At 42.7% G+C, this 23,343-nt stretch carries 14 protein-coding genes; 4 read left to right on the top strand and 10 right to left on the bottom strand.

What is annotated here, in order from left to right; all coding sequences use genetic code 11:
- On the top strand, window positions 1–320 hold a 320-nt coding region (locus tag ACM44_RS13505; RefSeq protein ID WP_048500586.1), incomplete at its 5' end, for a tyrosine-type recombinase/integrase.
- 107 nt (window positions 321–427) lie between these two features.
- Here the strand turns inward: ACM44_RS13505 and ACM44_RS13500 are convergent.
- The 6 genes from ACM44_RS13500 to ACM44_RS13475 all read right to left on the bottom strand — a co-directional run bounded on the left by ACM44_RS13500 (window position 428) and on the right by ACM44_RS13475 (window position 11,443).
- Window positions 428–2,923, bottom strand: coding sequence for a cation-translocating P-type ATPase (locus tag ACM44_RS13500; RefSeq protein WP_048500585.1), 2,496 nt, complete (start codon window positions 2,921–2,923; stop codon window positions 428–430).
- A 249-nt stretch (window positions 2,924–3,172) separates the two neighbouring features.
- Window positions 3,173–4,393: a TCR/Tet family MFS transporter gene (locus ACM44_RS13495; protein ID WP_048500584.1), complete on the bottom strand. Its 1,221-nt coding sequence runs from the start codon at window positions 4,391–4,393 to the stop codon at window positions 3,173–3,175.
- 98 nt (window positions 4,394–4,491) lie between these two features.
- On the bottom strand, window positions 4,492–7,419 hold the full coding sequence (locus ACM44_RS13490; RefSeq protein ID WP_048500583.1) for a protein translocase subunit SecDF: 2,928 nt from the start codon (window positions 7,417–7,419) through the stop codon (window positions 4,492–4,494).
- A 153-nt stretch (window positions 7,420–7,572) separates the two neighbouring features.
- A complete protein-coding gene (hemN, locus tag ACM44_RS13485) occupies window positions 7,573–8,937 on the bottom strand; it encodes an oxygen-independent coproporphyrinogen III oxidase (protein ID WP_048500582.1) in 1,365 nt (454 codons plus the stop codon).
- Window positions 8,938–9,085: 148 nt separating this feature from the next.
- Window positions 9,086–9,688 (bottom strand): hypothetical protein, encoded by a 603-nt coding sequence (locus tag ACM44_RS13480; protein WP_048500581.1) that lies wholly within the window; start codon window positions 9,686–9,688, stop codon window positions 9,086–9,088.
- A gap of 66 nt (window positions 9,689–9,754) precedes the next feature.
- Window positions 9,755–11,443: a helix-turn-helix domain-containing protein gene (locus ACM44_RS13475; protein ID WP_048500580.1), complete on the bottom strand. Its 1,689-nt coding sequence runs from the start codon at window positions 11,441–11,443 to the stop codon at window positions 9,755–9,757.
- A 416-nt stretch (window positions 11,444–11,859) separates the two neighbouring features.
- Here ACM44_RS13475 and ACM44_RS13470 point away from each other — a divergent pair, with 416 nt between their 5' ends.
- Together ACM44_RS13470 and ACM44_RS13465 are read left to right on the top strand one after the other, a co-directional pair.
- Window positions 11,860–13,374, top strand: coding sequence for a MauE/DoxX family redox-associated membrane protein (locus ACM44_RS13470; protein WP_048500579.1), 1,515 nt, complete (start codon window positions 11,860–11,862; stop codon window positions 13,372–13,374).
- Between the two features lie 25 nt (window positions 13,375–13,399).
- Window positions 13,400–13,669 (top strand): DUF6520 family protein, encoded by a 270-nt coding sequence (locus tag ACM44_RS13465; RefSeq protein WP_048500578.1) that lies wholly within the window; start codon window positions 13,400–13,402, stop codon window positions 13,667–13,669.
- Window positions 13,670–13,698: 29 nt separating this feature from the next.
- On the opposite strand, the gene ACM44_RS13460 is transcribed toward ACM44_RS13465, so the two are convergent.
- From ACM44_RS13460 to ACM44_RS15500, 4 genes are all read right to left on the bottom strand, one after another.
- Entirely contained in the window at window positions 13,699–16,158 is a 2,460-nt protein-coding gene (locus ACM44_RS13460; protein ID WP_048500577.1) for an alpha/beta hydrolase family protein, read from the bottom strand.
- Between the two features lie 2 nt (window positions 16,159–16,160).
- On the bottom strand, window positions 16,161–17,534 hold the full coding sequence (locus ACM44_RS13455) for a RagB/SusD family nutrient uptake outer membrane protein (protein ID WP_048500576.1): 1,374 nt from the start codon (window positions 17,532–17,534) through the stop codon (window positions 16,161–16,163).
- A gap of 15 nt (window positions 17,535–17,549) precedes the next feature.
- Window positions 17,550–20,552 (bottom strand): SusC/RagA family TonB-linked outer membrane protein, encoded by a 3,003-nt coding sequence (locus ACM44_RS13450; RefSeq protein ID WP_048500587.1) that lies wholly within the window; start codon window positions 20,550–20,552, stop codon window positions 17,550–17,552.
- A 756-nt stretch (window positions 20,553–21,308) separates the two neighbouring features.
- A complete protein-coding gene (locus tag ACM44_RS15500; protein ID WP_168712026.1) occupies window positions 21,309–21,464 on the bottom strand; it encodes a hypothetical protein in 156 nt (51 codons plus the stop codon).
- A 998-nt stretch (window positions 21,465–22,462) separates the two neighbouring features.
- Between ACM44_RS15500 and ACM44_RS13445 the strand changes: the two genes are divergently transcribed.
- Window positions 22,463–22,984, top strand: a complete 522-nt coding sequence (locus tag ACM44_RS13445; RefSeq protein WP_048500575.1) for a helix-turn-helix domain-containing protein — start codon at window positions 22,463–22,465, stop codon at window positions 22,982–22,984.
- The last annotated feature ends 359 nt before the right edge of the window (window positions 22,985–23,343 follow it).

Raw genomic sequence — 23,343 nt, 5'->3', positions numbered from 1 at the left:
CTGTTTTAGAACTTTTAAGAAGTTATTATAAAGAATACAAACCAAAAGAATACCTCTTCGAAGGTCAATATGGCCATGCTTATTCGGTGAGAAGCGTTCAGCAAGTTTTTAAAAATGCCATGAAAAAAGCAAATATCAATAAAAACATTGGCATACATGGTTTACGCCACAGCTATGCTACACACCTTATAGAAAGCGGCGCAGATATTAGATTTCTGCAAGAACTCCTGGGGCACAACTCTATTAAAACCACCCAAATTTACACCCACATTACAGACGTCTCAAAATCTAAAATCAAAAGCCCACCAGACTCTTTGTGAAAATTTTCTAACGCTGATACCGCCCCGGATGATAAAACCGTGACCATCACTTCGCCCACAAAGCCTCAAATATTTTTAATCATTTTCCACAAATCCAAAAAACTTCATCAGACCCTCCGCAAAAGCTTCCACACATCAAACCAGAATACCGAAACAGCCGCTACAGAAAGCGCAGCGAGGAGCTCTTTCAGGCCGATGCTTCCCAATCTGAAAAAGTGGGAAACGGGCGTGAAATAAAGCATCACCATCAGGAGTCCCAAAGTGATCAGCGTGATGTAGATCAGCAGGTTGTTTTTGTTGCGCAGCGTCTCAAAAGTGGTGTAGTAAAACGACCGGTTACAGAAACTCAGCAATATATTTGAAAAAATCAAGGTCGTGAAAACCATCGAACGGGTCAGCTCTTCGCTTCCACCGCTTCGGGCCGTCATCTGGTAGATGAACAAAACTCCCGCAGTAATCACCAATCCCTGAATGATACTGACCAGAAGCTCCTTAAAGTTGAGGAAAGTTTCGGTCATCGGCCGCGGTTTCCGGAACATCGTGTTGCTTTCCATCGGCTCGTTTTCATAAACGATGGAACAGGTGGGACCCATCACCATTTCAAGGAAAATCACGTGAACCGGCGTGAAGATCTGCGGATACACCCAACCCAAAAACAGCGGCAGCGAAACCGTGAGGATGATCGGAATGTGGATGGAAATGATATATTGGATCGCTTTTTTGATGTTGGTATAAATCCTTCGTCCGGAAGCAATAGCCGTCACCAGATTATCCAGATCGTCATTCGTTAAAACCACGGAGGCGGCTGCTTTCGCAATCTCGGTTCCTTTTTTCCCCATCGCCACACCAATGTGCGACGCTTTCAGAGCGGGGCCGTCATTCACGCCATCTCCCAACATGGCCACCACTTCCCCATTTTTCTTCAAGGCATTGATGACGGCGAGTTTTGCCTCGGGAAACATTCGGGTGAACAGGGATTCCTTTTCGGCGGCTTTTTGCAGTTCGCGGTCATCCATCTGGGTGATCTCCGCACCGGTTACCGCATGGGTGGAATTCTGGATTCCTGCTTTTTCGGCAATGGTTTTTGTGGTTTCCGCATTGTCGCCGGTGATGACTTTCACTTTGATGCCGGCTTGATAAATATGTTCGAAGACTTCCTGGATCCCCTTTTTCGGAGGGTCGTAAAAAACCACGAAGCCAAGGAATTCAAACTGAAAATCCTGCTGTTTTTCCGGGAAATCATTTCCCTCGAAATGGCTTTTGCCCACTCCCAAAACCCGAAATCCCTGTTTTCCAAACGAAGTAATTTTGGTCTTTAAAGCTGCTTTTTGCGGGCCGGAAAGGTTGGAAACATTCAAAATCGCTTCCGGTGCTCCTTTGGCGGCAATAATTCGTTCACCCTGCTCATTCTCGAAAAGATGGGTCATCATCGGCGGAATTCCCTCCAACGAATATTCGTGGAACATCTTGAACCGGGTTCTAAGGTCTTCGCTTTGGGAATTTCTATAAACCTCGTGAAGGGTTTTCTCCATCGGGTCAAAAGGTACCGGCTCACTCGACCACATGGCATAGCTGATCAGCTCTGAAATTTCGGGAGCGCCAAATTCTTTTTCGGAATAGGTCTTGTCGGTTCCGAAATCATAAACCGAATTCAGCTTCATGGAGTTTTCGGTAATGGTTCCTGTTTTATCGGTGCAAATCACGGTGGTACTTCCCAAGGTTTCCACGATTGCACTTTTCTTGATGATGATTCCCTCCCGCATCAGTTTCCAAGCTCCCAAAGCCATGAAAGTGGTAAAGGCAACCGGAATTTCTTCGGGCAGAATAGACATTGCAAGAGTCAATCCGTTTAAAAGGCTGTCCACAAAATCACGGGTCCGGTAATAATTGAAAACGCACACCATCACAAAAACCACTATTCCGATGATGGCCATGTTTTTCACAAACTTTTCGATCTGAATCTGCAGCGGTGATTTTTCGTCTTTAATATTCTGGAGGGAATCCCCTATTTTTCCCAATTTGGTATCTTTCCCGATATTCTCCACCTGAAAAACCGCCAATCCCGAAACCGTCAAAGTTCCGCTGTAAACCAGATTATCCTCGGAATCCTTCGACTTAAAAACAGAAAAGCTTTCACCGGTCAGCGAGGCTTCGTTGACCGAGAAATCGTTGCTGTGCAGGATTTTGCCATCGGCATTGATCATCTTCCCTTCCTCGGTAATGGCCAAATCCCCGACCACAATTTCGTGGGTGGGAATCTTCATGAGGGTAGAATTCCGGATGACCTTGCTTAAGGGCTCATTGAGCTTTTCAAGTTCTTCGAGCGCCATTTTGCTTCGCCTGTCCTGGTAAAGAGAAATCCCGGAAACTGCAACAATGGCGATAAACATGAAAACGGCTTCACTGTAATTCCCAACGACCAAATAAATAATGGTGATGATCACCAGCAAAACGAGCATCGGCTCTTTTAAAATATCCAAAAGAAGCGAAAACCAAGTCGATTTCTCGGATTCCTTCATTTTATTTTCGCCAAATTTCGCTCTTGATTCCAAAACCTGCTCGTCAGTGAGTCCGGTAAGATTTTCGGGAATATTAAAATCCATTGTGAAGAAACAATTTAAGGAATAAAGTTAGAGAAAATAATCTGAAAATCCCTCTTCCACGTGATGATAATTAAAAGAAAAAAGCAGCATAATCATGGATTTTCAACTAAAATCAGATTCCTCATGCCGGCCGATACGTTGAGAAAACGCCCGCCAATTTCTAAAATACTATTAATCCAAACCGTCATGCGCAGTGGAAAACACGGCATACACAATGTAAAATTGAGAAAGTTCCTGAAAATTCGGCTACTAATGCCGCTTATGTTTAAAGACGAAAAACACGATGACTGCGGAAATCGCCATCAGCAGAAACCCAAGGAAAAACGGCGCGCCCGGAAATTTGAAAGGCGCATCATCATGGGTAAAGTAATAGAAAGTATTGGTCATCAAAGGTGGACCTACAATGGCAGTGAGGCTAATCAAACTCGCCAGCGCGCCCTGCAGTTCGCCCTGTTCATTCTTCGGAACTTCAGAGGAGATTACGGACTGCAATGCGGGACCTGCAATCCCACCCAAACCATAAGGAACCAGGAATGCGAACATCATCCAGCTTTGGCTTGCAAACGCGAACAATACCATTCCGATGGAATACAAAGTCAATCCATAAAAAATACTCCGCTCGTCACCGATTTTCGGCTGAATGATCCTTATCAAATAACCTTGAACCAATGCCGCCATAAAACCGGAAACTCCGAGTGAAATCCCGACCATCCGCTCCGTCCAGTCAAATTTGTACATGGTAAAGAAAGTCCAGTTGGTCTGTACGGCGTGACCGGCAATATACACGAAAACCAACGCGGCAATCAGTCCTAATATCTGCGGATACCTTTTCAGCCGAAGTAAAGCACCTACCGGGTTCGCACGTTTCCAATCGAATTTTCTGCGGTGTTCACGGTCTAAGCTTTCCGGCAAAATAAACAATCCATAAAGAAAATTAATCAGACATAAAGCCGACGCAGCAAAGAATGGAACTCTGGCGCCGTAATGACCCAAAACCCCACCGATCACCGGACCAATGATGAAACCCAAACCGAATGCGGCACCGATCATCCCGAAATTTTTCGCCCGATCCTCATCCGTGGAAACATCCGCAATATAGGCACTTGCCGTAGTAATGCTCGCTCCGGTAACTCCTGAAAAAATCCTTCCTACGAACAACCAGAAAATCGTGGGGGCAATAGCCTGAATGAAAAAATTGATGGAAAAACCCAATAACGAAAACAGGATAATGGGTCTTCTGCCATATCGGTCACTCAATCCGCCTAAAACAGAAGCAAAGAGAAACTGCATCCCTGCATACACGAAACTCAGCCAACCCCCGTATTGAGAAGCCACACTCAGATCCGGATTGTGGATCAGCTCCCGAATCAGTGCAGGAACCACCGGAATCACAATTCCCCACCCCGTAATATCGACGAGCAAAGTGATGAAGATGAAACCGATCGCGGCTGACTTTTGATTTTTTTTCATTTCGCTTGCAAAGATAGTTTTTTCAGAAAGTTAATGTGGGAAAAATAGAACCTAAAAAAGTCCCTCAAATAAGGGACTTTTCAATATAAAATAAAAAATTACACTTTTTTCTTTTTGTCGGTGCTTTCCCGGTCGGTAGTAGTTCTTCCGTGAACATGCACGTGCTCTTCTTTCCCTTTTTCCTTCAGGCAGTCATAAGCAATCGCCGATGAAATGAAAATGGAGGAATAAGTACCGAAACCGATACCGATCAACAAGGCGAACATAAACCCTCTCAAGTTATCACCACCGAAAATGAAGATCGCCAGAATAACCAAAATCGTGGTGAACGACGTGTTGAACGTTCTACCCAGCGTACTGGAAATGGAGTCATCAAAAAGTCCGGCCAGGGTGAGTGCCTTTTTCTCACGGAGGTATTCCCTGATCCTGTCGAAGACAATTACCGTGTCATTGATGGAATAACCGAGCACCGTAAGAATCGCCGCAATGAAGTCCTGGTTGATCTCCATGTTAAACGGCATGTATTTATGCAGCAAAGAGTAGGTTCCCAAAATAATCACCGCATCGTGGAAAAGTCCCGCAACCGCGCCGAGTGAGAACTGCCATTTGTTGAATCGGAACAAGATGTAGATGAAAATCCCGCCCAATGCTGCAATCACCGCCAAAGTTCCGTGGGATTTGATGTCGTCTGCAACGGTTGGTCCCACTTTAGCGGAAGAAATAATTCCTGCGTGGTCTTTATCTGCCTGCTTAAATTCTTGCAAAGTCATATTGGCAGGGAGGTATTCCTTTAATCCCTGGAACAGTTTCTCTTCAATGGTTTGGTCGGCTTTCAATGATTCGTCATCAATCAGATAATCGGTTGAGATTTTCAGCTGATTTCCTGTACCGAAAGTTTTGGCCTCTACCGCGGAGTTTTTACCGTCTTCTGTCGCAAAGAGTTTGATCAGTCCGTTTTCTACTTTATCCGCGTCAACAGGCTTATCAAATTTCACCACATAGTTTCTACCACCGGTGAAGTCGATACCGAATTTGAATCCGTTAACCGCAATGGAAATCAAACTTGCCACAGTAAGGAACAAAGAGATCATGTAAGCATATTTTCTCTTACCGATGAAGTCGATCCAAGTATATCTGAAAAGGTTCTTTGTTGGCGGAGTCCAAACTGAAAGTTGTTTTCCTTTATTCAATCTTTGGAAAATCATTACCCTAGACAACAATACCGAAGTAAAGAAGGTCATCAGGATACCGATGATCAAAGTCACCGCGAAACCTTTAATCGGTCCGGTTCCAAAAACATAAAGCACAATCGCCGTCAAAATCGTAGTGGAGTGACCATCGATAATCGCGGAAAGCGCATGTTTGAAACCGTCTTTATAGGCCTCTAAAATATGTTTTCCGGCAAAGAGTTCTTCTTTGGTACGCTCATAGATAATTACGTTCGTATCTACCGCCATCGCCATGGAGAGCACGATACCCGCAATTCCCGGAAGCGTGAGTGTGGCATCCACCGAGTCCATAATCCCGAAGATATAGAAAAGGTTGATGACCATGGCAATCACCGCATAAACACCGGCGCCGCCATAATAGAAAATAATATAGGAAAGCAGAACTATAAACGCGATAATGAAGGACAGCATACCTGCATCAATCGATGCTTTTCCTAATGAAGGTCCCACCACGTCCATCTGCACCACTTTTGCACTTGCAGGGAGTTTACCGGCTCCCAAAACATCGACCAGATCCTGCGCTTCCTGTTGGGAGAAGTTTCCTGAAATCTGGGTTCTACCGTTTGGAATTTCATTCACCACGTTTGGAGCGGTGTAAACCACGTTATCCAAAGTCACCGCAACAGGTTTGTTCACATTCTTACCGGTCAAGGTTTTCCATTCTTTCGCTCCTTTAGAGTCCATCTGCATATCTACCACTACCCTTCCGAGTTCGTCGTAATTTACCCTTGCAGATTCCACAGCACCGTCAACCGGTGCTTTTTGGTTGATGTTTCCACGGATGGCATACAAAACCAGATTGTTCTGATCGTTGGCATCCGGTTTATATCCCCACATAAACTGGGTGTATTTCACATTCGCCGGACGTAATTTTTTTGCGATAGGCGAATTCAATATTTTGTTTACTACAGCAGTATCGGAAAGCTTGATATTTCCAACCCCGTTGGATCTCAAGGTATTCAATTGCATCAGGTTGATGAAGTTGGTTCCTTTGGCCACGCCTATGGAATCCCCTTTTGCAGCGATCACGGCATTGAGTTGCTCGAAGTACGGCAAAATTTCCTGCGGTTGCTGTACTTCCCAGAACTGCAGTTTTGCAGAGGTGGAAAGCATTTTCTTCACACGGTCCACATCTTTAATTCCCGGCATTTCCACGGAGATCCTACCGGTACCCGGAACACGCTGCACGTTGGGCTGGGTAACCCCCATTTTGTCGATACGGGTTCTGATCACCTCATACGCTGAGCCTTCAGATGCAGAAATTTTTCTTCTGACGATATTTTTAACCTCCTCATCGGTAGAGTTAAATTTGATTTCACCCAGATTGGTGTTCCCAAAAACCTCAGGATCTGCAAGTTTCAGGTTGGCTCCTTTAGCTTTGTTGACTTCATCAAAAACAATAAAGAAATTCTCGATATAGCTTTTGGTTGAATTTTTCTGCACTTTGTCGGTTTGATCCAAAGCTTCCAGCACGATCGGATTGGTAGAATAATTGGTCAAATCGTTGATCAAATCTCTTTGGTTGATTTCCAAAAGCGCATTAATACCGCCTTTCAAGTCCAGACCGAGCTTCATTTCCCGCTCTTTCGCTCTGGAATAGTAAAGCTTAGTGAAACCAAGATTCAGGGTATCCTTGGAGAGACGTTCCATCTCTTTCTGGTATTTTACCGGATCAGTTCCAGCGACTTGAGTGGCTTGATTTTCAATTTTACTTGCGTACCAAGTTGGTAATAATTCGTTAAGACAGATCAGTCCCAAAACAACCGCAACCAGCGTAATAAGTCCTTTTCCTTGCATTGTTAATAGTTTACAACATTTTAATTATAGTCGGCAAATATAATGATTTTCAATAGAATTAAGAATTTTTAACAAAGAAATTCTAACGAAAATTTTGAACAAAAAAAACTTCCGAAGTGATCAGAAGTTCAAGTGGTTAACCGGTGAGATGCACTAAATCGTCATCGAAAAAATCCGCGTTTCAGGTTTGTTCCTGATCAATCTTAAGTCAAAAGCCATCGCCACGTTTCGGGTGAAAGCACGGCCTTTTTCTGTTATTTTAATGGAATGATCAGAAATTTCCACCAATCCGTCTTCCCGCATTTCCTGAAGGTGGCGCATCACATTTTCTATTTCGGGGAATGCATCGTCAACATTCCACGAAGTTTCCAGTCGGCACATGATATTCAGGATATGTTGTCTGATGGTTAAATCTTCTTTATTCAAAATATGTCCTTTCACCACCGGAAGGATCCCGTCATTCACCAGTTTCTCATATTCCTCCACCGATTTTTCATTCTGCGCAAAAGCATACCACGAATCAGAAATCGCGCTCATTCCCAAGCCGATCATCAATTGGGTTTTGCTGGAAGAATAACCCATGAAGTTTCGGTGGATCTTTCCGTTCAGAAGCGACTGGTAAAGATCGTCGTGCTCCAAAGAAAAGTGGTCCATTCCCACTTCCAGATATCCGAGTTCCTCCAAAAGCAGTTTCCCGTTTTCGTACAAAACCCGTTTTTCCTCGCCACTCGGCAAATCGTTTTCATCAAAACCCCGCTGTCCGTTTCCTTTGATCCACGGAACGTGCGCATAAGAATAAAACGCAATTCTGTCCGGTTTCAGCTCCATCGTTTTCCGGATCGTGTGCTCCACTTTTTCCCAATTGTGGAAAGGAAGCCCAAAAATCAAATCGTGGGAAACACTGGTGTAGCCGATTTCTCTGGCCCATTCCGTTACATTTTTCACATTTTCAAAAGGCTGGATCCTATTGATCGCTTTCTGAACCTGCAGATCATAGTCCTGCACCCCGAAACTCACCCTTCTGAAGCCCAGGTCATACAAAACCTGCAAATGCATTTTCGAAGTATTGTTCGGATGTCCTTCAAAAGAAAACTCGTGGTCTTCCGCGATTTCTGCCTTTTCGAAAAGTTTTTCAAGCAGCATTTTCAGGTTCCATGGCGAAAAGAAAGTTGGCGTTCCACCACCCAGATGGAGTTCCTTGATCTTCGGTTTTTTGCCGTCGAACAGTTCCAGGTAAAGGTCCCATTCCTTCAAGACGGTTTCCAGATAAGGGGTTTCCACGTCGTGGCGTTTCGTGATTCTTTTGTGGCAGGCGCAGAACGTGCACAGCTGCTCACAAAACGGAAGGTGCATATAAATGGAAATCCCTTCGGAATCATTCGTTTCATGGAAAGACCGGATCACGGATTCCTTCCATTGTTCTGCCGAAAAAGTCGCCTGATCCCAAAAAGGAACGGTTGGATAGGAAGTATAGCGCGGTCCGGGTATATTATATTTGTTGATGAGTGAAGTATTCATGCTGCAAAAATAGGAAATTTATTTCCGGTGTTTGCGTGACAAATGTCAAGTGGATCTGTTTTCTTGATGGCACGGATGATGGCGCGGATAGAACTTTGCCAAAGTTCCAAAACTTTGGCAAAGTTGAGAGCTGACCCCAAGCTTCACCTTAAAACTCATAATCATTATCTCGCTGATGCATTGATCTAAAATGTGCAATACCATCAAACAATTCCAGCACATTTTCTTTTTCAATAGCGCTTGGTTTTCCCGAAACCAACGCTTTATAAGATGAAAAATCATAGTCATTCATCGACCTACCAAGATCCAAAACATTCCGATGCACGTAAATAATGCTTTTAATTAAATATTCCTCCGTTTCAATTCTTTTTCTCTTAAACGGTCTTTCAAATAATGGTCCGTGGCGGTGGTGATATTTATTGAATGCCTGTGTATAGCTGCTTATCAATTTTCCGATTTGTTTACTTGGAATAGATTTTTCTGCATGCAATCCTGTTTCCACTTTGCCAAAGTTTTGAACTTTGGCAAAGTTATTACCGTCAATATTATCCTTAATCCTTAGAATAAAATGAAAATGATTCGGCATCAAACAGTAAGCATATACCTCAGCAACCTGCATGACGTATGCTTTCACTTTTTGAAGAAAAAATATACGGTTGTCATCATTTTCGAAAACTTTGCATCCATTGATTCCTCTATTAAAAATGTGGTAGTGGTACCCCGGTTCTAAATTCTCAAGCCTTATTTCCATGTTTTTTGTTTTTAAATTTCATCAACTTTGCCAAAGTTCTGAACTTTGGCAAAGTTCCAAGCCAAATCACCTCCCCTCCTCTCTTTCCCTGTTCGCCTGGATGCACTTCTTGATATACCGCTGCGGCGGCATGCCATAGATCTTGCTGAACTGCCTCGAAAAATTGGAGCGCGAACCTATCCCGCACTTGCTTGCCAAGCCATCATTACTGTACTTCAAGAATTCCGGGTTTTCAGAAAGCTGCCTTGCAATATACCGGATCCGAAGTTCATTGAGGTAGGTCCGGAAATTCACACCCTTGCTGATATTGATATAGGCTGAGAGATACTGCGTGTTGGTCCATAACCGGTCAGCCACCGTCTTTTCCGTCAGATCCGCCTCCAGGTAGTATTCCATGTCTTCAAAATGCTGCAACTTTTCCCGCATCTTGTCATAGACTTCCTGGGGCAGCGTAAATTTTCCCGCTCTCCGCTGCGTGCCTGAACCCGATGTTCCATCGGAAAACCCGGACGGCGCCACCATCACCCGAAATCTTTTTTCCGTCTCCTTTTGCAGATAATAATACCGCAAAAAGAAGAGTGCCAACATCGTCATGCCCAATACCGACCACACGGTGATCATTCTTTTGCTCTCGGTCAGCCTCTGCTTTTCATACTTAAATCCTTCCGCATCAAGTACCGAGGAAAGGTAGATCACATCCGCCGAAATTTGGTTCTCCAGTTTTCGGTGGACATCGGAATAATACAGCGCCTCGTTCATAAGCTTACGGTGTCGGGCATCCTGCACCAGGATCTTGTAGTTTTCGCAGAGTTCGGGAAACATGAAGTGTTGGCGCAGGTAAACCGAATCCACTTTTTTAAAAAGGGGCATGGCTTTTTCGCGCTGCCCCAGTTGCAGCCGGTTTTTGCCCAGATAAAAATAAATTACCGAAGCCCAGGCAAAATCCCTGTTCCTTTCAATTTCAGGCAGGGCTTTGTCGAGTTCTTCGATGCTGTGTTCATAATTGCCTTTCCTGAATTCCGAGATGCCCCGGAACTGGTGGAAGTAGCTTCTTAACAATTTAAAATCCCGATGCTCTGGCACTCCTTTTTCCCCAATGCTGATCAGGCTGTCGGCCTTTTCATCTTGGTTCAGATGTTGGTGGCAAATCACCATTTGCCGGATACTGTTATAGTAGCCCTTCCTCATATTATGCAGGAGATTGGGATGAGGATTTTTCTGCATTTCCGCCAGAAAATACGCCGCACCAGTTTCAAAATGACGGATGGCATTGCAGTGATCCCCCAAATAACTTTTCACCACCCCAAGATGGTACCCGATCTTGTGAATCAAATAGTGGTCTTTTGTCTTTTCTGCATAACCCATTGCTATCAGGTATTCCTGCAGTGCGTTACGGTACCTTTTAAAATTAAAATAATACACAATTCCCTTCCCCAGATGGGCGGTCGCAATCAGGTCCTCTTGGCAGCTCAGGTGTGCAGCCGTTATGGCACTGTCCGCGTACCGAAGTTTAAGGTTTTCAGACGGGGTATAATGGAGCGCATCGTGGTAGGCCTTGGTCAGTTCGGCCGCATTTTTTTCCTTTTTTGCAAGCGCAATCAGCACCCTGATCTTGGGCAGCGCGGCCGAATCGTTAATCGGAAGATGAACAAAGGTCCTGATGATCCGCTCATAAGGCTCCCGACTGCCCTTTTGCGCAACCAAGAGTCCCGCAAAAAACAGCAAAGGCAATATCAACAGTCTGAGCGGCTGCATGATCCATCATTTTATCAATTATTGTTCCTCTCAAAATTAACACTTTTTCACACACGAAATGCTGAAATGAAACCCCCTGCGGAAAACCGCCTCCTTAATCTTCCGTATCCGCCTTGGATAAAGCAACGCTTCCCCATATCTTGTTGTGCTGATTTATAAATCAGCCCACCTGCTTCTTCTACAAGTACCCTTTTTTTCCTGACAGCAAAGCGCAAAACATAGCAGATTCCGCAAAATAAATTTCAATTCCCGGGAGCGTTCAGACTCCCTTTAAGTTTTGTAACGATTTATAAATCAGCACAACATTCTTTTTTTTCTTTCAAATCACCCTCCTAATTTCGCTTCAGAATCGAGGAACAAATGCGCTATGCTCCATGAAAAATAACTTGCCTTGAAAACCCAAAAAAAGATCAACAATGAAAACCCTTACAAAAACAATCCCCCTTGCGGCGAGTCTCTTTTTCATCCTCCTGTTCGTTTATGCGGCAGCAAGCAAAATGCTGGACTTTGAAAACTTTCAGGTGCAGTTGGCGCAATCGCCATTGCTCAGTGCTTATGCAGGATTGATTTCTTACGCGGTCATCATTTTGGAAATAGTGGTCGCCGGTCTGCTGTGTTTCCAGGTTACGCGCCTCATCGGCCTGTATGCTTCATTTGCATTGATGGTCGCTTTCACGGTGTACATCTACCTCATCCTCCACTTCAGTGATTTTGTGCCGTGCTCCTGCGGCGGAATTCTGGAAAAAATGAGCTGGCAACAGCATCTGGTTTTTAATATAATTAGTGTTCTTTTAGCTTTCATCGGAATTAGTTTCATCAGGAAAGACCGGGCGCACCGCTGGACCCACACTGCAGCACGGTTGGCATTTGCAGCCGCACTGTCTGCGGGGAGCATGGTCGCCCTTTTTCTTTCTTCGGAATACATCATAAAAAAAGAAAATAATTTTACGAGGCGATTTCCGCATAACCCAGTTATAAAAGAAATTTCTTATGATCTGAAAGTGAATTCCTATTATTTTGCAGGCTGCAGCAATCACAAAATATATCTTGGAAATCACACGGCTCCTTTTCAATTTTTTACAATCGATGATTCCTTGAAAACGCTTAAGACAATTAAAATACAGCCGGACAAAGAGCCAAATTATAGAAATACCCAGGTAAAGATCAGTGGGGACCGCTTGTTCTTTTTTGATGGTACAGTTCCAGTAATTTACGCGGGTGACCCAAATGATTTCACTGGAACAGTGAAAACCAAAAGCTATAAAAACGCGTACTTCGACCAACTTGCAATAATTGATTCCAGCAACTACTATTTCACTGCCCTTAGCAGCGCAACACGTGATAAGATTCTGGGATATCTTAAGATGAACGCAAAGCCCTTCATCAAACTTAGAAACGATATCTTGACGAAAAAGAATGATGGCATTTTCGAAACCGATGGTAGATTGATTATTGATGAGGAAAACAATGACGTATTTTATGTTCATTACTATTCAAACAAAATAATAAAACTAGACCTTAATATTAAAGGACAGAACCAGATAAAGACAATCGATCCGGTTGCTTTTCCGGACATCCACACCATTAAATTAAGGAATGGTGTCCGCAAAATTCAAGGACCGCCACCAACAATCAACCGAAGCGTCGCCGCATATAGCGGCTTGATTTTTAACGAATCACCTCGCATGGGAAAATTTGAACAAAAGTTGATGTGGAAGGAAAATTTCATTGTTGATGTTTACAAAACATATCCTGCAGGGTACTGGGGTAGTTTCTACATATCGAAAGAAAAAGGAAAATTCCCCCAAATGTTGGTTACGGATCAATACCTCTTCGTATTGACCGACACAAAAATTATCAGGTATCGATTGGGAAAATCGTTAAGGGATAGTTTTTCAAAAGGGAGGCGCCGAAAACCCGACATAGAGTAGGCATTTAATTTTAAAACTTTAAAAAATGAAAAAGTCTAAAAAATTCATTTTGCCAGCAGCTTTGGTATTAGTTGCTGTAGGTAGTGCATTTGCCTCGAACCAATCAAAAAAAGGCGATGCACCACTCGCTGACGGTTATGTTAAACGTCCAAACGAACTTGTACAATGTCAAAACACAGGCATTAAATGCAGTACATCTGGCGGCCCAATCTGCACCGCCGATGTAGGGATGGGAACAGAAACCTTGTGGAATTTGGTTGGCACCAGCTGTCCGACCGAATTACATTTTCAGTAATATAAAAAGGGATGCTATAAAGCATCCTTTTATTCTAGTTTGTCAATCCATTCTTTATTCACACCCTTCAGATGAAATGCAAACCAGTCCGAGATCCTGGAATAAAGATCAAATCGTGAAAGCGGATCCACAATGGAATGTCCTTCATCCTCGTAAAAAATTGCAACCACCTTTTTTTGACTTCTCTTTAAAGCAAGAAAAAACTCCATGGTCTGCTCCCAGTCGATATTCACATCATTTTTCCCCGCCCATAGTAGTACGGGTGCATTTACTTTTTCAGCATTTTGGATGGGACTATTCTCCAGGTAAATCGCTTTATCTTCAAAAAAAGATTTCCCGATGCGATACTGGCCATCCTCAAATTGCCAGTAAAATGGACTATTAAAGTTCAGATTATATGAAAAATAAGATTTTACGAGGTCGCTATTTCCGGCACCTGAGGCAAAGGCCGCAAATCTGTTTGAATGTGTCGCAATAAAATTTGTTTCGTACCCGCCATGGGAATGACCAATCAACCCTACTTTTTCGAAATCAATACTTGTAATTATTGAAATGGCTTGAAACCCCTTTTCCACGCAATCTAATGCAGAAAAGCCAGTCCCCTTATCACTAAAAATAATGTCGGGAAGAAAAACGAAATACTCGTTTTCAATATAGTGTCGCAAATTAAAACCATCCGTCATACCATAATATCCATCTCTAAGATAGACATTGCGAAACTTGCTTTGTCTTTCATAGATGTTAACAATCATGGGATACTTCTTAGCCGGATCAAAATTCATCGGATATATTAATAGTCCGCTTATCGGAATCCCCTCAGAATTTGTGTAGTTAAATATTTGTTTCCTTACCTTATTGATATAGTGGTCATTGCTGTTACTGTAATATACAGGGAGTGCCCTTGACCCGTTTCCTGCAAATAAAGCAGGTGGACTACCGAGATTTTCCGAAACATATGTAATCACCTTATTTTTGACATTATAGTGTATTGAAGTGATTTTGTCACTAGTCTGAGGAACTATCAAAGTAAAGGCCTTATTTTCCAACAATCCGACTGCTGACGCTCCTGTTTTTGAATTCGAAATATTTACCACCAGCGGTTGATCAGCATCAATATAACTTTTATAAACGCCATATTTCGGCAATATCTTTAACGTATAATTATTCAAAATCGAACTTTCAAATCCTTCAATAGTTGGAATATGGCTCGCCCGCTTTTTGGATAAGTCATAGATGACAATACCTCCCTGCTGTTCAAAGTACAGAAACCTATTATCTGTTGAAAAATAAACATGATCTGATTCAGGTATTGAAATATGTTCTTCCGAACAAGTTGTTAAACTGTACAGCACCCAGCTGCCCTCAATTTTACTGATGAGCAAAGATCCATCTTTATTCAAATATACGCTTGAGCCAGCTTTTCCCAGATACGCAGCGTCATCATTAACCAAATCATATCGGTGCACTTCCAACGGTACATCAAAGGTTGAATAGTCCTGCAAATGATATGGATTAAAAGCCAAATAGAATTGACTATTTCCCGTGAATGCAATTTCAGGAAATTCCTCATTATCCAGGAACTTCGCACGATTTTTCATCGGATCCCACAAAACATAATGTTGCTGCGTATCTTTATAAAACTTAGTTTCCAGACTATTGTCATTACCGTACCAAATATCGATTTTCTTGTCGACGTCTTGCCCTTTAGACAATGCCAATTGAACATAAACTTGATCACCTACATTTGTGAAATTAGCAGCCATGACTTGAAAAATATTCCCGGGCAAAGCATTTTTTAACAGGTAATTGTTTCTCGATTGCCTATCGACCATAACGAGGTCAAGATTACTGCCCCGTATTTCTCCCACGGCGATGATAATATTTCTATCGTTTGCATTCATGACTTTTTTGACATCCCTCATGCCAGAATAGAAAGCCCGCATTTCGTTATCCACAAATTGAAATAACACAGAATTTCCATTTGTTTTGCCAATGGCATAAACCTGTTCGTCCGCAAGTACTTCGATGCGGTCAATATCCGGATAGCTTTTTATGATAACACCATTTTCATCTAGTACCACTAGGTAGTTGCCTGCAGGACCTTTATTAATGGTGAGAATTTTTCTCCCCTCAGACAGGTGTTCCACTTGCAGCACGTTCTTAAACCTTACGGGATTTCGATCTTTAAAGCGTAGCACTTCCAGCTCGCTTTTTTTCGCAATAAACAACGTATTACTTTTTGTGAAAAATGACCTTTTAACCCCATCGGTACAATAAAATTCCTTTCCCCGTACAGCGTTGTTCAGCACTACGAGAGTGTCCCTCGAATCTTGATATGCTTTTCTAAAACTGACATATTTTCCGTTTGGAGACACCTCGTTATGCACGATATCATATCGTAAGTTCTGAAACGCTGATTCGTTGAACTGCGAACGCACCCATGTGTTGGAACAAAATAAAATAATAGTGACAAATATTTTTGCGCTCATTATTAATAATTGGGGTTTTGCGGATTCAAGTTTGCATTAAGCAATATTTCCGATAGCGGGATAGGCCACCTCCTGTGAAAATCTTTCCAATTGGGTTTGCTCTGCTTCAAAAGGTCGAGTTGCCCAATCCTTTTAAGCTCGAAAAACCGCTGCCCCTGCTCGGCGAAGAATTCCCTCCTTTTTTCAGCCAATAGTTCGTTTAGAAAAACCTCTTTCGGTATATTTCCATCCAGCAATACAATTCCCGCCCGCTGACGTATTTTATTGACATACGGAACTGCCTCAGATACCCTGTTCAGATTTGCCAATGATTCCGCCAACATAAAATAGACGTTCTCCAGCCTGTAAACCACGGAATACTCATCATTATTGGTGGTAAAGTTCTTATACTTATCATTCCTGTAAAATACGAAGCCGTTATTTTCAACCTTCGATATCCAATATTTGAGGCGCAAATCCGTACCCGTAAAACTAGCGACCAGCTGCGGACTAACCACATAATTTAGTGGAGGAACAGACGAAAAGTAATAAATTCCGCTTTCTGGCGTGGGAGCTCCCGCATATAGGGTTTTGAGCTGGAACAAAATGTGTTTGCCCCCTTTTTTGAATACTTTGTTGATATCTAACTCAAAACTGTAATTGGCATCGGAAATGATCGTCTGGCAAATTTGCTCCACTTTAGACCAGTCCTTTTTCAATTGATAAATATTGCCGAGCAGCAGCTGAGCCGTTTTCTTGTTGACATAGATCCGCGATAGGTTCCTGTAAGTATCTGGAAGATGAGTGACGGCTTGAGTAAGGTCCGCTTCCAGCAATTGCAGCATCTCGGATTCGCTAGTCTTGTGCACAAACTGATTATAGGTATAATCTGTCGTGGTAGTATAGGGGATCTCTCCAAAAATCTGCATCAACTGAAGATAAATCATGGAGCGTATCACCAGCGCCTCCCCCAAAATCTGTTTTTTGTCACTTTCCGCTATGGCGGAGCTTTGCATTCCCTCAATTAGGGCATTCGCCATATAGATTTCATTATAGCCATTTGCCCACACGGTTTTGACAACGGAATTATCTGCCAACAACTGATTCAGATAGATGTCGGATACCGGCGATCCATACGGCGGTGCGTGCAGCTCCAGGTCGTCCGCATAGGATCCCAGTAATGCTCCGGCACCTGATGAGCCGCCAGAAAACAGCGAATTGGTCTGAAGTTCCGCATACACATGGTCTAGCGCCGCATAGGCGGTGTTTTTGTCCTGAAAGACTTGTGCCGCACCAATCTGATTGATAGGGTCATCCACATCAATCAGCTGTTTACAGGAATTGGTTGCCAGTATAGTCAAAGAGACTACCAAGCATATTTTAATAGATGATTTCATGTTAATAAATATGAATTAAAATTTAAATTGAAAACCCAGAGCGTAAGTTTTAAGGGGAGGAACAAATCCTGTCGTTATAAATTCTGGATCTTGCCCAAAATAACTGGTAACCGTTAGAATATTTTGCCCCTGTACATAAACCACCGCATCCCTCATCCACGAAAAAGAAGGTCGAAACCTATAATTAAGCTGAATATTTTTTAGCCTGATGTACGAGGCATCGCCCACCGCAGCGGTACTGTTTCGAAAATTACTGGTAAGCGTATTAACCTCCGGTTGTGTTCCGGGAGAATACGGCATAATAATTCCGGCGGGATTTTCAGGCGACCAGACATTAAGCAGCTCCACCGGTTGATTGTTCATGTTTCCCGGCGTAGTCATAGTTCGAAAGAAATTCCAGTTCGTCTGCTGCACGAATTGAAAAAGGAATGATAAATTGAGATTTTTATACCTTACTTCATTTTGCCAGCCCCCAAAATATTTTACCCCGATATTTCTGATCGCCTGCGCATCGGTCGGAGATGATATTTTACCGTCACCATTGTAATCAGTAAAGATGTATTTACCGTCGCGGTCTATACCTTCATAATTAAAAAGCTTAACGATGGAAGTCGGCATTCCTACCAAATACTTATTTGCATACGCCGAGCCCTCCAGATCTGGAAATGATATTAATTTGTTCTCTGGGAAGCTGATATTAAATGACGTCTGCCAACGCCAATTTTCATTCCTTAAAGGGGTCGATGACGCTTCAAATTCCCATCCTCGGTTTTCAACCACCGCATCCAAATTGGCCAAAATCGAGGCAAATCCCGTCGTGGCGCTTAGCGGCATACCCACCAATTGTCCCGAAGAACGGTTAAGGTAAAAAGCAGCCGAAAAATTGACATAATCTTTGAAAAGCCCCATTTCCATGGCGGCTTCAAACTTTTTCGTTTTTTCCCAGCTGAAATTTGGATTAAAAAGTGAGATAGGATATAGACCTGTTGTGTTATTATATGCAATATCGGCAATGCTGTAATTATTCAAATACTGGTAGTCTCCTATAAAGTCGCTCCCGGTGATCCCATAGCTTCCTCTGAGTTTCCCGAAGCTCAGCCATTTAATGTTTTTCAAGAAAGCTTCATTAGAAAAAAGCCAAGCAGCACCAATCGCACCAAAATTGGCAAACCTGTTGTTCATTCCGAAACGACTTGAACCATCGCGCCGTGCCGTTAGATTCACGATATACTTTTTAGAAAAATTGTAATTGATCCTCGCGAATAGAGAAGCGTATTTGTATTGGTTATCAACTTCCGGTGAAATGATCTTGAAGTTGGCTGCTGCAAGATTTTCCAGCAAGGCATTGCTTGCAAACCCTACACCGGTCATAGCCGAAATTTTTGTGGTGGCCTGCTGAAATGAGGCTCCGGCCAATGCGATCAATTCATGAACTCCAAATTGCTTCAACCAAGAAATCTGGGGCTCCGCAATATAAGTGAAGATCGAATTGGTGCTTTTTGACGAGGAAGAATCATTTGAAGTTGAACCAAATGCGGGGTTATACATCGTATTGGGCTTGATATTAATTTCGTCTAGATGCTGATAGTTGAAGCCGCCGTTTAATTTCAATTTGAAATCTCTTAGAAAATTGTAGCTCAGATTTATACCCTGATTAAACTGGAATATATGGTTAGTATAGGTGGAGTTCAGAGCTGCAACGGGGTTAGAGAATGTATTGTTCTCCCAGTTAATGTTACCGGCTGAATCATACAATGCGGGAGCATTGGGACTCAGCAAGAGTGCTCGGTTGTTAAAGTCCGCACTTACCACATTATTTGACTGCTGTGAGAAGGAATTCGAAAGGTTAAGTTCGAATTTTTTGTCAACTGATAAAAAATTATAATTGGTATCCAGATTATTGGTTTTGTAATGGAAATCACCGGGAAAAACCGTGCCTTGGTCTTTGTGTGAAGCACTTAACCTGAATGAATGCTGATGGTCACCACCCAGGATAGAGAACTGTGTATCGCTGTGTTCGGCCCAATGCCCGATCAGCTCCTTCTGCCAGTCTGTATTGCGGTTCTTATCCCAAGTTCCATTCACATCATATGCGCTTGCCGGGATATTTGTGATGTTGGCATTTGCATAGGCCTTTAAACGCATATTGACATACTGCGTATTATCCATCATCTTCATATAGCGTGTGACCGCGCTCAGTCCATACTGCTGGCCTATGGTGACGGTAAGGTCAGATTTTTTTCCTTTCTTTGTGGTGATCAGGATCACACCGTTCGCCCCTCGGCTCCCATAAATGGCGGTCGCATCGGCATCTTTGAGGATTTCTATGCTTTCAATATCATTCGGGTTCAGGGAATTTAGAGGACTGATATTTTGAAGTGGCAATATGGATGCCGAAAAGGCTGAGCTGAGGGTGTTCCCTAGCGCAATCCCATCCACAATATATAAGGGTTGGTTTCCATCAATCGCACTGTTTAATAAATTTCTAAGGCTGTTCCGCCCCCTAATCTGCACGTCAAACCCTCCTCCCGGAGTTCCACTGTTCTGCGTAATGCTCACCCCCGCCATTCTTCCCTGCACCGCCGAAAGCACATTGTTCACCGGCTGGTTCTCAATGTCCTTCGCGGTCACTTTGGCGATGCTTCCGGTACTCTCCCGCTCCTTTACTTTGTAATACCCCGCATTCAGCACTACCTCTTCAATCGACTTCACCTTCTCGGTGAGCGCAACCGTGAAGATGGACTTTCCATCCGTAGCTATTCTTCTTTCAGCGTACTCCGGATGGCTGAATACGAGGATCGGATTTTTTCCGGTAATCCGGAGCGAAAAGGCTCCGGTGGCGGTCGTGGTGGCAAGCACGCTGCTGCCTTCCTGGCTTACGGTCACCCCGCTGAGGGGCTGCTCGCCGTCATTCACAATCCCCGTGACGGTGCGGGTCTGCGCGTGCACCGTACAGTACACCGCCGAGAGCAGGAAGGCAAAAGTGATTCCTGCTGGTCTGCAAAACTTTTTTTTCATAGTTTTGTTTTGGTTTTGGTTAAACATTAATTAATTCCGTGCTCTTTCCCGCGGCTGCAAACTTTAGGGAAAGGGCTTTTTTTTATTAGAAGACAGAAAAAAGAGCATAGATCATAGACCAAATGCGGAATACTCTTCTCTCTTTATTCTATTTTCTATTCTCTTTTCTCTATTTTCTATTCTCTATTTTCTTCTAGCTTCGGCTTCACTCAGCCACCAAAATGGATCGGATTGCCTTAGGGGAAAGCGGTGTAGAAACACTTTTACAGTGGGGTCACTTTCCCGCTAAAGAACAATCCTTTTACTGTTGGATGCTGGTTACTGGGTGACTGTTATCTTTCGATGTTTTATCTTGTTTTTCAGTTGTCAGTTTATGGTTTCCAGGCTGATCAATTTTCAGATCTGTTTTCATGAACTCCTCATGAACTATCCATGCTTTATCCATGGAGCATCCGTGAAGCATCTATGGAGCATCCCTGTTTTCTGTCAGACAATGCTTTTTACCCATGGCACTTTTGGCTTTTCCCTTTCTCTGGCTTCGGCTTGGGTCAGCCACCGCAACCATTGCTTATTGCTCATTACTCTTTACACATGATATCTCTCGGATCGCCTTAGGGGAAAGCGTGTAGAAACAATTTTACAGTGGGGTCACTTTCCCGCTAAGAACAGATCCTTATTCTGAACACGTTTTGCTCACTACTAGTCACTCATTAATTATTAATTATTAATTATTACTTATCACCCATCACTCATTCCTCATTCCACATCATCCAAATTCTCATAAAACCTTTCCGCACAAAGATCCAGCAGCTCCTCCGTTTCCCTTACCTCCTTCCTGAGCTCCACCACCCACACCACCAGTAAAACAATCAGTAGCGTAGCAACAACATTATAAATTTTCAGTGTTTTCATGGTTTCCTTTTTACTTGTTTAACTGCTCAAATTTATTCTCGATTTCCTCACCTCCTGCTTTAACTCAACCACTCAATCATGCAATCACACTGCACGCACATTCACCGTTTTTAGCTCCCGGATCACCCCGCGGGAAAGCTATACCAACAACAGCGCCTCCCCGCTTTAGGCAATCCTCCTGAAGAGAAAATTGATATGAATGTTTCGTTCTCTTATGAGGTATCTTGGTAGGTTACAGAATAATCCATAACGGTTTTGATAGATGATGATGAATTAAGAACAAAATCACTTGGTAAGCCCGAAGGCCGCAATGGCTGCGCAACCATTGTAAGTGTCATCGCTATCCTCAACCTCAAAAAACCAACACCACCTCACTTGAAGCACCCTGAATCATTATTTGCATAATCGGAATAAACAACCTATTTTTAACGTGCGAGTTTTTAAAAAGTCCTTATTCCTATGATTCTTCTTTTCCGGGAGCTTCGTTGTGCTGCTAGGCATTTTTATTATAGAGATTCTGTGTGGCATTGGGCTGCACAAAACCTTACCCTCTAACAGCTGTGAGGAGCGTTGGCGTTCTTTATATCCTGATGGGTATCGGGAAATTATACGTGAGAACCTTAAGGTTCTTCTGGTTTTAGGGAGGAAAGGTGGTAAATGTCGTTCTCATAATATCGTGTAGATTTTTAAATTATGAGTCCAAAGAAAAGTGCTATAAATAAAATAGCGGAGGATAACCCCTTACCTTCCACTGCCAAACGGGCACGACCAAGCGCCACAGACACAGCTTCCAGCAAGGGACTATCCCCCGCATTTTGCAAATGTACAAAATCAACGGGGAATAAAATTCCCTTGGGTTCCGTGTCTTAAAATTGGTCGTTTAGTTTGGCGGAACTCAGAGTTACTTATAGAGAATGTATCTATAACCAACTGAAACAAAGATACAAATAAAATCGTAATAAGCAAATTTTACTTAAAATATTTAATAAATTAAGATTTTGATTACAGAAAACAACAGAATCAGGGCTATAATAAAACAATACCGTGAACATTATAAGCTTACGCAGAATGAAATTGCAAAACTCTCTGGATTAACCCAAAGTGCTTATAGCGCAATAGAAATAGCAAAGGGCAACATTGATTTTGATAAGACAAACTGTATTGCTCAAGCATATGGAATCAAACTTTGGGACTTCATTAATCCTAGTACAACAATTCCAGAAATCAAAAATCTACCCAACGCCACTAGAGCAATCGCATTGTTAAATAAGGATAAAATTATTTCAATTGCCAAAACCGATATTAATCTCCCCCAAAGAATCATGACAATTCTAAACTGTAATAAACTTCCTGAACAATTTACTTCTTCTGACATTTGGAAAATGCTGCCAATAGAAGTTAGGGATTCTATAAAAACAACTAGGGTCACGGACGCAATTTCTAGAGAAGCATTTAGGAATATTATCGCCTTTACTGGACAAAAACGTGGCAAAGAGAAGCTATACCAAAAGATTGAGTAATTATATTTCAGGTATTATATAAATCGTTAGCAAATATTTTTATGAAAACTGAAAACCCACAATTGGCAAAAATTTTCACTGACTGTGCAACACAAGCAAAAGAGCAGACGAATATGTGCATGTATCCAGATTGCACTGAATGTGCAATAAATTCGCATATCATGCAAAAAAATGGAATTCTTTCATCTATTGGAAACTTCGGTGATATTGACCACCCAGTTTCAATTTAAACTGACCACCTAAGTTCGGTTTAAACTGACCACCTAATTTCGGAGTAAACTGACCACCCCTTTTTTCATTCAGTGAACTGCTTTTTTCATGTGTTAATGTAGGTTCAAATTTAGATAAAAATTACTGTT

It is taken from the genome of Chryseobacterium koreense CCUG 49689 (assembly GCF_001045435.1).
GTDB lineage: Bacteria > Bacteroidota > Bacteroidia > Flavobacteriales > Weeksellaceae > Kaistella > Kaistella koreensis.
This window is presented reverse-complemented; position numbering and strand designations above follow the sequence as displayed.

What these genes read in the sequence shown, in the direction of transcription:
- ACM44_RS13500 (WP_048500585.1), bottom strand. Translation starts at nt 2,923, where the DNA reads ATGGATTTTAATATTCCCGAAAATCTTACCGGACTCACTGACGAGCAG.
- ACM44_RS13495 (WP_048500584.1), bottom strand. Translation starts at nt 4,393, where the DNA reads ATGAAAAAAAATCAAAAGTCAGCCGCGATCGGTTTCATCTTCATCACT.
- ACM44_RS13490 (WP_048500583.1), bottom strand. Translation starts at nt 7,419, where the DNA reads ATGCAAGGAAAAGGACTTATTACGCTGGTTGCGGTTGTTTTGGGACTG.
- hemN (WP_048500582.1), bottom strand. Translation starts at nt 8,937, where the DNA reads ATGAATACTTCACTCATCAACAAATATAATATACCCGGACCGCGCTAT.
- ACM44_RS13480 (WP_048500581.1), bottom strand. Translation starts at nt 9,688, where the DNA reads ATGGAAATAAGGCTTGAGAATTTAGAACCGGGGTACCACTACCACATT.
- ACM44_RS13475 (WP_048500580.1), bottom strand. Translation starts at nt 11,443, where the DNA reads ATGCAGCCGCTCAGACTGTTGATATTGCCTTTGCTGTTTTTTGCGGGA.
- ACM44_RS13470 (WP_048500579.1), top strand. Translation starts at nt 11,860, where the DNA reads ATGAAAACCCTTACAAAAACAATCCCCCTTGCGGCGAGTCTCTTTTTC.
- ACM44_RS13465 (WP_048500578.1), top strand. Translation starts at nt 13,400, where the DNA reads ATGAAAAAGTCTAAAAAATTCATTTTGCCAGCAGCTTTGGTATTAGTT.
- ACM44_RS13460 (WP_048500577.1), bottom strand. Translation starts at nt 16,158, where the DNA reads ATGAGCGCAAAAATATTTGTCACTATTATTTTATTTTGTTCCAACACA.
- ACM44_RS13455 (WP_048500576.1), bottom strand. Translation starts at nt 17,534, where the DNA reads ATGAAATCATCTATTAAAATATGCTTGGTAGTCTCTTTGACTATACTG.
- ACM44_RS13450 (WP_048500587.1), bottom strand. Translation starts at nt 20,552, where the DNA reads ATGAAAAAAAAGTTTTGCAGACCAGCAGGAATCACTTTTGCCTTCCTG.
- ACM44_RS15500 (WP_168712026.1), bottom strand. Translation starts at nt 21,464, where the DNA reads ATGAAAACACTGAAAATTTATAATGTTGTTGCTACGCTACTGATTGTT.